This window comes from Acidovorax sp. FW305-C-20-28 (assembly GCF_058783375.1).
Window position 1 is genome coordinate 57,099 of sequence record NZ_JBYSYM010000006.1, and the last position, 12,323, is coordinate 69,421.

Genomic DNA, 12,323 nt, shown 5'->3' on the forward strand with positions numbered 1-12,323 from the left:
GCACGACATGGCCGGCGCCGCCAAGGCCGCCTTCGGCAGGGCCGGCACCCGTGCAAGGCAAAAGGGCTGGCCGCTATGGCAGCCAGCCCTTTTATCTCCATCGTCGACCGAAACCGAAGTCTCAGGTCGCCGCCGGCTCCGCCTCCAGCACCTTGGCACTGCCCCCGCGTTGGCGGAAGAACGACACCGTCTGCCACAGGATGAACAGCGCGATCAGGCCGATCAGCGTGCCGCTGATGGGGCGGTTCACGAACACCTCGAAGCTGCCGCGCGACAGCAGCATGGAGCGGCGGAAGTTCTCCTCCAGCATGGGGCCCAGAATGAACCCCAGCATCAGCGGCGAGGGGTCCATCTCCAGCCGCATGAACAAATAGCCCAGGGCGCCGAAGGCCACGGTGATGAACACATCGTCCAGGTTGTTGTTGATGCTGTAGGTGCCGATGCAGCAGAAGAACAGGATCGCCGGGAAGAGCACGTTGTACGGGATCTTGAACACCGACAGCCAGTAGCGCACCAGCGGCACGTTCAGGATCAGCAGGAAGCAGTTGCCGATCCACATGCTGGCGACCAGGCCCCAGAAGAGCTCGGGGTGGCCGGCGATCATGTTCGGGCCGGGCTGGATGCCCTTGATGATGAAGGCGGCCATCATCAGCGCCATGACGGCGTTCTCGGGAATGCCGATGCTCATCAGCGGGATGAAGCTGGTGCGTGCGGCGGCCTCGTCGGCTGCAGCCTGGCCGGCCACGCCCTCGATGGAGCCATTGCCGATCTCGTGCTTGTACTTGCTGACCTTCTTGTCCAGGGCATAGGCCGCGAACTGGGCGATCACCGGGCCGCCACCGGGCAAAATGCCCAGGATGGAGCCGACCACGCTGCCGCGCAGCGCGCTGGGGATGATGCGCTTGAACTCGGGCCAGGTGGGGATGAGCTTGATCTTGCCGTTGAAGGGCGAGCGCTCCTCACGCGAATCGAGGTTCTTGGCGATCTCGGCAATGCCGAAGCAGCCCAGCGCAATGCTCACGATGCCCACGCCGTCGGCCAGGAAGGGCATGTCGAAGGTGAAACGTGCCAGGCCGCTGTTGACGTCGGTGCCCACCGAGCCCAGCAGCACGCCCACCATGCACATGGCCAGGCCGTTGAGCAGGCTGCCGGTGGTGACGAAGCTCACGCACACAAAACCCACCAGCATCAGCGCGCAGTAGTCCGCAGGGCCGAACAGGAAGGCCACCTCGCCCAGGCTGGGCGCCAGGAAGGCCAGCACCACGATGGCCACCGTGCCGCCGATGAAGCTGGAAACCCCCGCCGTGAACAGCGCCAGGCCCGTCTTGCCCTTCAAGGTCATCTGGTAACCGTCGATGCACGCCACGATGGAGCTGGCGTGCGGGATCTTCATGGTGATGGCGCTCACGCTGTCGCCGTACTGCGCCCCGTAGTAGATGCCGGCCAGCATGATGAGTGCGCCGGTGGTGTCGATGGAATAGGTCAGCGGCAGCAGCAGGCTGATGGTGGCCAGCGGGCCCAGGCCCGGCAGCAGGCCCACCAGGGTGCCCACGGTGCAGCCCAGGGCGCAGAACATCAGGTTCTGCAGTGTCAGTGCGTGGCTGAAGCCGAACGCAAGGTTGTGAAGAACGTCCATGGCGACCTCAGTAAAGCGGCAGGTTGACGCCCAGAAGCTTCTGGAACATGAAGGCGATGCACAGCAGCACCGCCGCGATCTTGAGGTTGCGCACCACCGAGTACGAGGTGCCCGCAAAGCCCGCGCAGAACACCAGGAAGACGATGCCCGCGATCATGTTCACGAAGTGCGACAGCGCGGCAAAGCCGCACAGGCTGGCGAGGATGATGGCGATGTTGCGGAAGTGGAAGTCCATCGGCACCGGCGCCACCAGGCGCGCGCGCACCACGGTGATGACACCGATGCCGAACAGCATGCAGCTGACGATGAACGGGAAGAGCCCCGGGCCGGCGCGCCCGAGCGATCCCAGCGAGTAGCCCATCGACGGCAGGCCGAAGCCCAGCGCCAGGGCCATCAGGGCGAAGCCCCGGACCATATTGCGGTTGACCATGAAAATGTTGTCTCCATGAAGGTTTGAGGAAGCACGCCCATGGCTGGGGTATGCTGGCGTGGCGACTATTCCCATCGAACCTGATCGCAGGCTGATCTCGGCCATGCGTAATTCCACGTAGCACTCTCCCATGCGCCTCCTGTTGGTGGAAGACGACCCCGTGCTCAGCCGCACCATGGCCCGGGGCCTTGAGAACGCCGGTCACCGCGTCGAGCTGGCCCACACCGTCGAGGAGGCCCAGCACTGGTGGGCCGTGCAGGCCTTCGATGCCGTGCTGCTGGACCTGAACCTGCCCCATGCGGCCCATGCGCGCAGCGGCCTGGGCAGCGGGCTCACCGCCCTGCGCACGGCGCGCGCACGCGGCGACCGCACACCCGTGCTGGTGCTCAGCGCACGCGACAGCACCGAGGAGCGCATCGCCGGGCTCGATGCCGGGGCCGACGACTACCTGGGCAAGCCCTATGAGCTCAAAGAGGTGGAAGCGCGCCTGCGCGCGCTGCTGCGCCGTGCCAGCGGCACGGCCGACCGGGTCACCGTGGGCCGTCTGGCGCTGGACCGGCAGGCACGCCGCGTGAGCATTGCCGGGCAGCCGCTGGAGCTGCCCGCGCGCGAGTTCGATCTGCTGTGGGAGCTGATGACGCCGCCCGGCCGTGTACTGAGCAAGGGCGACCTCTCGGCGCGCCTGTCGGACGCGGGCGAGGCGGTGGCCGACAACGCGCTGGAGGCCTCGTTCTCGCGCCTGCGCCGCAAGATAGCGGGCAGCGGCGCCGGCATACGCACCCTGCGCGGGCTGGGCTATGTGCTCGAGGACGATGCCTCCAGCACCTAGCACCCCGGCGCACCAGCGCCCTGCGGCACTGCGCCAGCGCATAGGGCGGCGCGTGCTGCTCTCGCTGCTCCTGATCTGGGGGCTGGGCAGTGCCGTCGTGCTGGGCGTGGGCAACCACTTCGTGGCGCAGGCCTTCGACCGGGCCCTGCTCGACGACGCCCATGCACTGGCGGCCCTGGTGCGCAGCGGTGGCCTGGACGAGCGCCACGGCCCGGGCGCCAGCGCGCTGCGGCTGGACCTGACGCCACGCGAGGTGGACCTGCTGCGCTTCGACCAGAGCGAGACCGTGTGGTTCGCCGTCTACGGGCCCGATGGCCGCTTCATCGCGGGCGACCACGATCTGGCCCCCGGCACCATCGCCCCGGGCAGCAGCCATGCGTTCTCGCAGTTGCTGCGCGCGGGCCAGGACCTGCGCCGCGTGAGCCTGCACACGGCAGGCACCCCCTCCTTCACCGTGGTCATGGCGCAGACCACGACCGAGCGCACGCACCTGCTGCGCCGCCTGCTGGTGTACGCGGGGCTGGCCCAGCTGTGGCTATTGGTGGTGCTGGGCTCCTGGCTGCTGCGCGGCATCGATCGCGAGTTGCGCCCGCTGACCACCTTGCAGGATGCCATGGACCGGCGCGACGCGGCCGATCTCACGCCGCTGCCACCGGCGCTGACGCAGCAGGCCGGCAGCAGCGACGTGCAGCGCCTGGGCGAAGCCCTCGATGGCCTGCTCGCGCGGGTGCAGCACAGCCTGCACGCCCAGCGCGAGTTCGCGGGCAATGTGGCGCACGAACTGCGCACGCCACTCGCCGGCATTCGTGCGCAGGCCGCCCACGCGCTGGCGCAGAGTGATCCCGCAGTCTGGCGCAGCGAACTCCAAGGCATCGCCGAATCCGAGCAGCGCGCCAGCCGCACGGTGGACCAGTTGCTCGCGCTGGCCCGCGCGGCCGAGGGCGGCACCGCGCTGGCCCTGCAGGCCATGCCGCTGCACACCCTGGTGCGCGATGTGCTGCTGCGCTTTCTGCCGCGCGCGGATGCCCTGGGGGTGGACCTGGGCGCCGACGGCCTGGAACAGGCCGTGCAGGTGCGCGCCCACGCCGCACTCATCGAAGGTATTCTGAACAACCTGCTGGACAACGCCCTGCGCTACGGGCGCGGCCAGCCGCCGCGCATTACCGTGGCACTGCAGGTGCGCGAGGGCCAAGCCGTGCTGAGCGTGGCCGACAACGGCCCGGGCGTGGATGCCGCGCTGGCCCTGCAGCTGCAACAGCGCTGGGCGCAGGGCGACCATGGCGTGCGCCTGGGCCAGGGCGCGGGGCTGGGCCTGTCCATCGTGGCCCGCTACGCGCAGCTGATGGGCGGGCGGCTGACGCTGGAGCCGGCGCCGCTCGGGCCGGGCCTGGTCGCCAGCGCATGGCTGCCGATCACTGGGCCCACCGATGGCCCGGGTGCGGCCGGCGCGTGAAGAACCCGTTCTACGGTGCTGCCTGCTTCGAGGCGGCACTGCGCTGTGCGAACCGCGCAGCCCATTCCGATACCGGCATGAAGCTCGGGTCGGTGCGCACCACGCGCTCGGTCTGGGCCCAGATGGCTGCGTCGTCCTGGTCCAGGTCCAGCGGGTCGCCATGGGGCTGGCTCACGTACCAGGGCGTGTCCAAGTACACCTCCACAGTGTTGTCCTCGGGGTCCATGCAGTAGATGGAGATGGCGTTGCCGTGGTTCAGCCCGCGCATCTTCGTCGCGCCCAGGGCCAGTGCACGGCGGCGCGCCTCGCGCAGGTGGTCCAGGGTCTGCACCTTGAAGGACAGCTGCATCACCGTGCTCGGCGAGTCCGCGCCGCGCCCGCCGGCCAGCACCAGCTGGTGGTGCTGGTCGCCGCGACCACTCAGGAACACGATCTCGAAGCGGAAGGTCACGCCCTCGCCGCGGTCGGTCTCCTGCATGTCGAACACGCCGGTGTAAAAGCGCTTCATCACCTCCAGGTCGCGGCAGAAGATGCCGCAGTGCGACAGGTTGGCGGTATAGGGTGGGTTCATACGGACAAGCTCCGAGAGATCAAGGGACGAGAACCAGCTTGCCCAGCGTGCCGCCGCTGTCCAGCAGCTCGTGGGCCCGGCGTGCCTGGGCCAGGGGCAGGCGCATGGCACGGGGTGCGCGCACCTGGCCGCTGGCCATGAGCGCAATGGCCTGCTCCATCAGGCCGCGGCGCTGCACGATGTCGGCATCCACCGCGTGGATGGAGAAGGTGCGAATCGCCAGGCTTTTGGCGAGGAGCTTGCGCAGCTCGTCGAACACGTCGGCCGAGGGTGGGCCGGCCAGGATGTTGTACGACACCGCCATGCCCGAGGGCGCGAGCGAACGCAGGCAGGCGATGAAGAGCTGCGCGCCTACGTGGTCGAAGGCCAAGTCCACGCCGCGCCCGCCCGTGAGCTCCATCACGCGCTGCGGCAGCGCCTGCAGATCGCCGCCATCGACCAGGTCGGTGACACCGTTCTCCAGCGCGAAGGCCTGTTTTTCCGCGCTGGATGCCGTGCCAATCACGCGCAGCTCGCGCGAGCGCGCCACCTGGGCCAGCGCCGTGGCCACGCCGCCGGCGGCCCCTGGCACCAGGATGGCCTGGGCCGGCAGGTTGCCGTTGCTGGCCAACAGCGCCAGTGCCAGCTGGAAGTTGCCCAGGCTCACCGCATCATCGAAGGCGATGCTGGCGGGCAGCACGAAGGGCACGGCCTGGTCCACGCAGATGGCCTGCACATAGCAGCCGCCGCGCTGGGGCAGTTCGCGCGCGCTCACCAGCACCCGCTCGCCCACGGCCAGTCGATCCACGCCGGGGCCCACAGCGTCCACCACGCCGGCCAGCTCGTTGCCGGGCACGGCAGGCAGCGGGGGCATCCATTTGTAGGTGCCGTTGCGGATCAGCACGTCGGGCCCGCCTGCGCCAATGGCATGGGCGCGCACGCGCACCTGGCCCGGGCCGGGCTGGGGCAGGGGCAAGTCGACCAGGGACAGAACCTCGGGGCCGCCGGTGGCCTGCAGTTGCACGGCCTGCATGGTGGTGTGTTCAGCCATGTTCAGCGCTGCCCGTCATGCACTGAGACCTGCTCGCGCGTGAGCCCGCCCAGGCGCGCGTGGATGCGACCGCCATCGGCCATCACCAGCGCGAACAGGATCTCGTCGGGGCGCGGTGCGTCCTGGATACCCACCTCGGCGCTGTTGAAGTGGCTGCGCACATAGGCCGCGTGGATGTAGTGCAGCGGCACCATGAGCCGGTAGCCCGTGGCCGCCACGGCCTTGGCCGAGGGCACGATGGCCTTGGGCTCGCCCAGCACCTGGCGCATGGCCCAGCCACCGGCCTCGTGCCAGACGGCGCCGTGCTCCAGCTCACCGTTCACACCGACGATGGCGGCCTTGCTGTAGGCCTGCACGTTGTCCTTGCCCAGCGTGGCCACCAGTTCCTCGGCCAGCAGGGTGCCCAGGCTGCGCAGTTCGGCCATGAAGGGCAGCAGGTCCGGCTCGTAGCGGCCGGCATAGGGGTTGCGGACCACGGCGCAGGCCGAGGCCACGCGCAGCGGCGTGTCGGCCGGGGGCCCGCCCTCGTGGTGCACGGTTTCGATGCTCAGGCTGCGTTTGCGGATGGCGATCAGGCTCATGCGAAAAGTCTTTCAGTCAAATCGGTGCTTCATTGTTTCGGTATCTTGGCGTCGGCCACGACCTGCTGCCACTTGTCGATCTCGTGGCTCACCATGGCCTTCATCTCCTCGGGCGTGCTGCCGCGCGCATCGCCGCCCATGTCCTCCAGGCGCTGGCGCACGACCGGTGCCTGCAGCGCGCGCAGCACCTCGGCGTTCAAGCGGTCCACCACCGGCCGGGGCGTGCCGGCCGGCGCCAGCAGGCCGGCCCAGGAGCGCACGTCGTAACCCGCCACGCCCTGTTCGGCCACGGTGGGCACGTTGGGCAGGCCCGGCCAGCGCTGCGGGCCGGTGGTGGCGATGGCACGCAGCTTGCCTGCCTGGATGTTGGACATCACGGCCGTGGGCGGGGCGATGATGAAGGGCACCTCGCCACCGAGCAGCGCGGTGAGCGATGCCGCATCGCCCCGGTAGGGCACATGCATCAGGTTCACACGCGCCATCTTGGCCAGCAGCTCGCCCGCCAGGTGGTGGGTGGAACCGACCCCGGCCGTACCGTAGGCCATGGTACCGGGCGCGGCCTGCGCGCTGGCCAGCACCTCGCGCAGGCCCTGCACCTTGGAGGCAGCGTTGACCACCACCAGAAAGGGGAAGAAGGTGACGGTGGAGACCATCTCGAAGTCGGCCACCGATTTGTAGGGCAGCGTGTTGTACAGCGCCCCCGCCACCGCATGCCCGCCCGTGGCCAGCAGCAGGGTGTAGCCGTCGGGCCTGGCGCGCGCCACCGTGGTGGCCGCGATGGTGCCGCCCGCGCCGGACTGCGCCTCCACCACCACCGGCTGGCCCAGGGCCTTGCCCATCTCCAGGCCCACGGCGCGGGCAATGGCGTCGGCATTGCCGCCGGGCGCAAAGCCCTGGTAGAGCTTGATGGTCCGCTCCGGATAGCCTTGGGCCAGGGCCGGCAGCGCAGGCCACCCCAGGGCAGCCGCACCGCAGGCGGCCAGGATCTGTCTTCTGTGCATGGTGCTTGTCTCCAGGGGGCGGCGGCCGCGTGGGGCCTGGCTCTGCCCAGGTGGTGGAAGATAGGACGCGGGGACCGGCAGGTTCAGGCCTGCGCCACCACCGGGTTGCGCAACAGGCCGATGGCTTCGATCTCCACCTCCACCACGTCGCCGGGCTTCATGAACTGCGGCGGCTTCTTGCTCCAGCCCACGCCGGCCGGCGTGCCGGTGATGAGCACATCGCCCGGCACCAGCGTGAAGATGGTGGAGGCGTAGGCGATCAGGCGCGGGATGGAGAAGATCATGTGCCCGGTGTGGCTGGACTGCACCACGGCGCCGTTCAGGCGTGTCTCCAGCTTGAGCTCGCGGCCGGGGGCGATCTCATCGGCCGTCACCATCCACGGACCGAAGGCACCGGTGGACTCGAAGTTCTTGCCCGATGCGATCTGCTTGGCATGGAACTGCCACTCGCGCACGCTGGCGTCGTTGTAGCAGCTGTAGCCGGCAACGTGGTCCCAGGCATCGGCCTCGGCGATGTCGCGTCCAGGCTTGCCGATGATGACGGCCAGCTCGCCCTCCCAATCCAGCGACTCCGACACATGCGGGCGCACGATGGGGCCCTGGTGCGGCGTCTGCGAGCGCCACACGCGCAGAAAGATCGGCGGCTGCTCCGACAGCTCGCGCTGCATGCCAGCGGCCAGCACCTCCTGGTGGTGGTCCATGTAGTTGCGCACGGCGCAGACGATCTTTTCGGGCCGCGGGATCACGGGCAGGAAGACCACATCGGACAGCTGCGCGTCGGCAGCCAGGCCCGCCACCAGCGCATCGCGGCGCGCGAAGTCGGGGCTAGCGATGAAGTCGGCCAGCGTGGCATGGCCGGTGCGCGCGGCCAGTTCGGCCACGCCGTTGCCGACAACGGCACCCCAGGTGTCGCGGCCGGAGATCGAATAGGACATCAGCTTCATGGTTTTCCTTCAAGGGGATGGGAGTGATCGGACGCACGCTGCCCGGCAATCTGCCGACACAGTCCATTCAGTGCATGAAGTAATTTTTATGCATAAAAATTACTTCATGCATAGTGGTTTACACCGAGCACAAAAATTGGAACCAACCCGTGGGGAGGGGATCGCCCCTGCCCTTGGCCTGGGCAGCGCGAAGAAACGCGACAGAGAGCCCCGGAACGACAAAGCCCCGCGTCGGCGGGGCTTTGGGAGGGCAGCGCTGCGTTGGGCAGCGCGAGGTGGCGAAAAGCGGGTTCAGCCCGTCTGCTGGCGGTGCTCCACCTGGTCGAGCACGGCCAGCACGTTGCGTTGGGTGCTCAGAATGTGCTCTTCGAGCAGCGCACAGGCGGTATCCGCGTCACGCCGCAAGGTGGCGTCCATGAGCTTGCGGTGCTCGCTGGACTTGTGCTTGAAGGTCTTGCGAAAGCGGGCCGAATAGCGGCGGTAGCGTTCAGCCTGGTCGAACAGGCTGGCGCTCCAGCTGCGCAGGCGCTCGGACGGGCTGGCGGAGATCAGCGCCATGTGGAAGGCGGTGTGCACATCGGTCCACCCCGGGTCCAGCACCACCGGCCCTTCGCTGAGCCGGCCCTCCACCTTCTCCAGCCGGTGGAAGGCGCCCACCACCAGGGCTTCCCAGGCATCGTCGCCATGGGCGATGGATTCGCGCAGCGCCTGCACGTCCAGCATGACACGCATGCGCGTGATGTCGGCCAGGTCCTCGGCCGAGATGGCCGTCACGCGAAAGCCGCGCCGCTCGTCGGCGCGGACTAGGCCCTCCTGCGCCAGGCGGCTGAGTGCCTCGCGCAAGGGGCTGCTGGAAAAGCCGTAGGCGGTCTGCAACTCGTCGAGCTTGAGCTTGGCGCCCGCGCTGTAGGTGCCGTTCAACACATCCCGGCGCAGTTGCGCAAAGGCCTGGTCCACCAAGGGGGGCGTGCGCGCGGGCGTGTCATTTTTGTACATGGTTTGAATTTTATGCATAAACTCAAACCATTGAAAGAAGGAGCCGACCCCGTGACCGCCGACCCGCAAACCACCCCCGTCCGCCTTTTGGCCATCTCCGGCAGCCTCCGCCGCGCCTCGCACTGCACGGCCGTGCTGCGCAGCCTGGCACCGCTGCTCCCCACCGGCGCCACGCTGGAGCTGTTCCCGCTGGACGAGGTGCCCATGTACAACGCCGACCTCGACGGTGACAACCCTCCCGCCGCCGTCGCGCAGCTCAAGGCCGCCATCGCCGCTGCGGATGGGCTGGTGCTGTGCTCGCCCGAGTACAACTACGGCATGCCGGGCGTGCTCAAGAACGCCATCGACTGGGCTTCGCGCCCCGGGTTCGCGTCGCCCCTCAAGGGCAAGCCGGCACTGGTCATGACCGCATCGCCCGGCACGGCCGGCGGCGTGCGCGCCCAGGCCCAGATCCGCGATGCCCTGGCCGCCACGTTGGCACGGCCCCTGGTGCGCCAGCACATCGCCATTGCCAGCGTGGCCACGCGCATGCAGGACGGCAGGCTGGTGGACGAAGCCACGCGGGCAATCGTCCAGGCCGGCCTGCTGGAGCTGATCGATGAGATCCACTGGCTGGCGCGGCGCCAGGCCGCACCGGGTTGACCCGCAGCCGCCGGTATGCCGCCAGGCCCGCTACTCGAACTTCACGTTGTGCTGGCGCACCGTGGCGCCAAAGGCGTCGTACTGCGTGCGGAAGAACTCAGCGAACTTCGCGGGGTTCATGCCATAGCCCTCGAAGCCCTGCTGCACCAGTTGCGCATGCACCTCGGGGCGCTTCAAGGTGTTCTGCAGCTCGCGCGACAGCTTGTCGGTGATGGCCTGCGGCAGCCCCGGCGGCCCGAAGAAGCCAGCCCAGGGCGTGATGGTGAGCGAGCCCAGCCCGAGCTCGGCGCCCGTGGGCACCTCGGGCAGCAGGCCGCTGCGCTGCGGCAGCAGCGTGGCCAGCGCACGGATGCGCCCCTCCTTCACAAAGCCCGGCGCCAGCGTGCCGGTGGTGAACATCATGTGGATCTGCCCGCCCAGCAGGTCGGTCATGGCCTGCATGTCGCCCTTGTAACGTGCATTGACCACCTTGCGCTGCTCGCCCAGCAACTGCAGCATGGCCAGCTCCGAGGCGCTGTTGCTCGACGCCGAGTTGTAGGCCCCGGGCTTGGCCGCCACCAGGGCCAGCAACTCGTTCACGCTTTTGGCCGGCAGGCTGGAAGGCACCACCAGGAACATCGAGAACTGCCCGGCCGAGCTGATGGGCGCGAAGGCCTTGAACGGGTCGTACGGCGGCGTGGGCCGCAAGGTGGGCGCCGCCACCATGGCGGTGTTGGTGCCCATGAGCAGGGTGTAGCCGTCCGGCTTGGCGGACGACACGGCCTGCGCGGCCAGCACGCCATCGGCGCCGGGGCGGTTCTCCACGATCACCTGCTGGCCCAGCTGTTTGGACAGGCCTTCGGCGATGATGCGCGTGAGCGAGTCCGCCCCACCGCCGGCCGCAAAGCCCACGATCATGCGCAGGGGCTTGTCCGGAAATGGCTCGGCCCCGAAGACCTGCACCGCCGGCAGCGCTGCGCCGGCCGCCAGGGTGATGAGGTGTCTGCGTTGCATGTGCCGCCCCTTTCTCAGAAAAGGTGGCGCACGCCGAATTCCCAGCCCGACGAACTGCGCCCGCTGGCCGGTGCGGCGCCGCCGCTGACCACGTAGCGCGCCTCGCCCTTGTTCGAAATCCGGGCATAGGTGCCGTAGAGCGCTGTGCGCTTGGACAGGTTGTGCACATAGCCGATACCGAACTGGCGCGCGTCGTCGCCGCTGCGCGCCTGGCCGCCCGCGGTGCGCAGGCTGCTGCCGCTGCGGTCGTCCAGAATGGCATAGCTCAGCCGGATGCGGCCCACCTCGCCGGCCGGGATGTGCGCACCGATCTCGGCCGTGTTCTTGCGCACCGTGCCGGCCGCGAGCTTGACCGTGACCCGGTTGTAGAGCGCAAAGAACTTGGCAAAGCCCGCATCCCAGGTACCGCCGATGTTGGCATGCGTGTAGTTGCCGATGGCGGCGGTGCTGCTGAACTGCGAGCGCGTGAAGGCCGCCGCGATGTCGAACGGGCCCGAGGCATAGCCCAGGCGCGCCCCGGCGAAGTTGCCGTCGTCGCTGTTGGCCACGCTGGAGTCGTTCTCGCCGGTGCCCACCATCGCCATGCCGTAGACGCCACCGAGTTTGCCCGGCAACCAGTAGCTCACCGTGTTGCTGCCGGTGATGGCGGTGGGCAAGGGGCCGGTGCCCACGCCCGCGAAGGTGAGGTTGCCGGCCCGGGCCACGCCGTTGGCGTTGAAGGGGTCGAAATAGATGCTGTTGTAGTGCGTGGGAATGAAGTCATGGCCCAGGCGGACCTCGCCCCAGCTGTCGTGCGACAGGCTCACGTAGGACATGCGGTCGAAGGTAAGCCCCCCCGCCGTGGTCGCGCCCGTGGTCTGGTTGTTGGTGTTGGTCGCGCGGCCGGTGCCGCTGTCGGGGTTCAGGCTGCCTTCGAGCCAGAAGCCCGCGCGCAGGCCGCCGCCCAGGTCCTCGGTGCCGCGAAAGCCGATGCGGCTGGTCGACAGCCCGCCGTTGGACAGCGCCCTGACCGAGCCGGCGCCCGCGCCCTTGGTGTACTGGACCCCCAGGTCCACCACACCGAACAGGGTGACGCTCGATTGCGCGTGCCCCGCGCTTGAGGCCAGTGCAATGGCCGAACAGATCCACAGTTGCTTTGTCTTCATGGTGCTTTGTCTCCTGCTTCTTTCTTCTCTGGTTGAACAACTACTCACTCACTCGAAAATCGCGCATGGCTG

13 protein-coding genes are annotated in these 12,323 nt (G+C 68.7%); 3 read left to right on the top strand and 10 right to left on the bottom strand.

The features are described from left to right. Positions 1 to 121 precede the first annotated feature (121 nt). The gene (locus AC3WOH_RS09180) at positions 122 to 1,636 is read right to left on the bottom strand and encodes a tripartite tricarboxylate transporter permease (protein ID WP_492229056.1); all 1,515 of its coding nucleotides are present in this window, start codon (positions 1,634 to 1,636) and stop codon (positions 122 to 124) included. A gap of 7 nt (positions 1,637 to 1,643) precedes the next feature. Beyond that, complete coding sequence (locus AC3WOH_RS09185; RefSeq protein WP_492229057.1) at positions 1,644 to 2,066, bottom strand: tripartite tricarboxylate transporter TctB family protein; 423 nt, start codon at positions 2,064 to 2,066, stop codon at positions 1,644 to 1,646. Between the two features lie 130 nt (positions 2,067 to 2,196). Here AC3WOH_RS09185 and AC3WOH_RS09190 point away from each other — a divergent pair, with 130 nt between their 5' ends. Together AC3WOH_RS09190 and AC3WOH_RS09195 are read left to right on the top strand one after the other, a co-directional pair. Further along, entirely contained in the window at positions 2,197 to 2,895 is a 699-nt protein-coding gene (locus AC3WOH_RS09190; protein ID WP_492229058.1) for a response regulator transcription factor, read from the top strand. Further along, entirely contained in the window at positions 2,879 to 4,348 is a 1,470-nt protein-coding gene (locus tag AC3WOH_RS09195) for a sensor histidine kinase (protein ID WP_492229059.1), read from the top strand. The genes AC3WOH_RS09190 and AC3WOH_RS09195 overlap by 17 nt, the downstream gene beginning before the upstream one ends. A gap of 10 nt (positions 4,349 to 4,358) precedes the next feature. Here AC3WOH_RS09195 and AC3WOH_RS09200 read toward each other — a convergent pair whose 3' ends face one another. The 6 genes from AC3WOH_RS09200 to AC3WOH_RS09225 form a co-directional block, all read right to left on the bottom strand. Then, complete coding sequence (locus AC3WOH_RS09200; RefSeq protein WP_492229060.1) at positions 4,359 to 4,919, bottom strand: VOC family protein; 561 nt, start codon at positions 4,917 to 4,919, stop codon at positions 4,359 to 4,361. Positions 4,920 to 4,938: 19 nt separating this feature from the next. Continuing rightward, positions 4,939 to 5,949 (bottom strand): zinc-dependent alcohol dehydrogenase family protein, encoded by a 1,011-nt coding sequence (locus AC3WOH_RS09205; RefSeq protein WP_492229061.1) that lies wholly within the window; start codon positions 5,947 to 5,949, stop codon positions 4,939 to 4,941. 2 nt (positions 5,950 to 5,951) lie between these two features. Then, positions 5,952 to 6,530, bottom strand: coding sequence for an amino acid synthesis family protein (locus tag AC3WOH_RS09210; RefSeq protein ID WP_492229062.1), 579 nt, complete (start codon positions 6,528 to 6,530; stop codon positions 5,952 to 5,954). 29 nt (positions 6,531 to 6,559) lie between these two features. Continuing rightward, a complete protein-coding gene (locus AC3WOH_RS09215) occupies positions 6,560 to 7,531 on the bottom strand; it encodes a tripartite tricarboxylate transporter substrate binding protein (RefSeq protein WP_492229063.1) in 972 nt (323 codons plus the stop codon). An 83-nt stretch (positions 7,532 to 7,614) separates the two neighbouring features. After that, on the bottom strand, positions 7,615 to 8,475 hold the full coding sequence (locus tag AC3WOH_RS09220; protein WP_492229064.1) for a fumarylacetoacetate hydrolase family protein: 861 nt from the start codon (positions 8,473 to 8,475) through the stop codon (positions 7,615 to 7,617). A 291-nt stretch (positions 8,476 to 8,766) separates the two neighbouring features. Then, positions 8,767 to 9,489 (bottom strand): GntR family transcriptional regulator, encoded by a 723-nt coding sequence (locus AC3WOH_RS09225; protein ID WP_492229065.1) that lies wholly within the window; start codon positions 9,487 to 9,489, stop codon positions 8,767 to 8,769. Between the two features lie 33 nt (positions 9,490 to 9,522). Between AC3WOH_RS09225 and AC3WOH_RS09230 the strand changes: the two genes are divergently transcribed. Continuing rightward, on the top strand, positions 9,523 to 10,113 hold the full coding sequence (locus tag AC3WOH_RS09230) for an NADPH-dependent FMN reductase (protein WP_492229066.1): 591 nt from the start codon (positions 9,523 to 9,525) through the stop codon (positions 10,111 to 10,113). A gap of 30 nt (positions 10,114 to 10,143) precedes the next feature. Here the strand turns inward: AC3WOH_RS09230 and AC3WOH_RS09235 are convergent, their stop codons facing one another. Both AC3WOH_RS09235 and AC3WOH_RS09240 read right to left on the bottom strand, forming a co-directional pair. After that, positions 10,144 to 11,106, bottom strand: a complete 963-nt coding sequence (locus tag AC3WOH_RS09235) for a Bug family tripartite tricarboxylate transporter substrate binding protein (RefSeq protein WP_492229067.1) — start codon at positions 11,104 to 11,106, stop codon at positions 10,144 to 10,146. A 14-nt stretch (positions 11,107 to 11,120) separates the two neighbouring features. After that, positions 11,121 to 12,251 carry a porin gene (locus tag AC3WOH_RS09240; protein WP_492229068.1) on the bottom strand — a complete coding sequence of 377 codons (1,131 nt, stop codon included), beginning with the start codon at positions 12,249 to 12,251 and terminating at the stop codon, positions 11,121 to 11,123. Positions 12,252 to 12,323: the final 72 nt, after the last annotated feature.

What these genes read in the sequence shown, in the direction of transcription:
- AC3WOH_RS09240 (WP_492229068.1), bottom strand. Translation starts at nt 12,251, where the DNA reads ATGAAGACAAAGCAACTGTGGATCTGTTCGGCCATTGCACTGGCCTCA.
- AC3WOH_RS09200 (WP_492229060.1), bottom strand. Translation starts at nt 4,919, where the DNA reads ATGAACCCACCCTATACCGCCAACCTGTCGCACTGCGGCATCTTCTGC.
- AC3WOH_RS09180 (WP_492229056.1), bottom strand. Translation starts at nt 1,636, where the DNA reads ATGGACGTTCTTCACAACCTTGCGTTCGGCTTCAGCCACGCACTGACA.
- AC3WOH_RS09215 (WP_492229063.1), bottom strand. Translation starts at nt 7,531, where the DNA reads ATGCACAGAAGACAGATCCTGGCCGCCTGCGGTGCGGCTGCCCTGGGG.
- AC3WOH_RS09190 (WP_492229058.1), top strand. Translation starts at nt 2,197, where the DNA reads ATGCGCCTCCTGTTGGTGGAAGACGACCCCGTGCTCAGCCGCACCATG.
- AC3WOH_RS09210 (WP_492229062.1), bottom strand. Translation starts at nt 6,530, where the DNA reads ATGAGCCTGATCGCCATCCGCAAACGCAGCCTGAGCATCGAAACCGTG.
- AC3WOH_RS09220 (WP_492229064.1), bottom strand. Translation starts at nt 8,475, where the DNA reads ATGAAGCTGATGTCCTATTCGATCTCCGGCCGCGACACCTGGGGTGCC.
- AC3WOH_RS09195 (WP_492229059.1), top strand. Translation starts at nt 2,879, where the DNA reads ATGCCTCCAGCACCTAGCACCCCGGCGCACCAGCGCCCTGCGGCACTG.
- AC3WOH_RS09235 (WP_492229067.1), bottom strand. Translation starts at nt 11,106, where the DNA reads ATGCAACGCAGACACCTCATCACCCTGGCGGCCGGCGCAGCGCTGCCG.
- AC3WOH_RS09225 (WP_492229065.1), bottom strand. Translation starts at nt 9,489, where the DNA reads ATGCATAAAATTCAAACCATGTACAAAAATGACACGCCCGCGCGCACG.
- AC3WOH_RS09185 (WP_492229057.1), bottom strand. Translation starts at nt 2,066, where the DNA reads ATGGTCAACCGCAATATGGTCCGGGGCTTCGCCCTGATGGCCCTGGCG.
- AC3WOH_RS09205 (WP_492229061.1), bottom strand. Translation starts at nt 5,949, where the DNA reads ATGGCTGAACACACCACCATGCAGGCCGTGCAACTGCAGGCCACCGGC.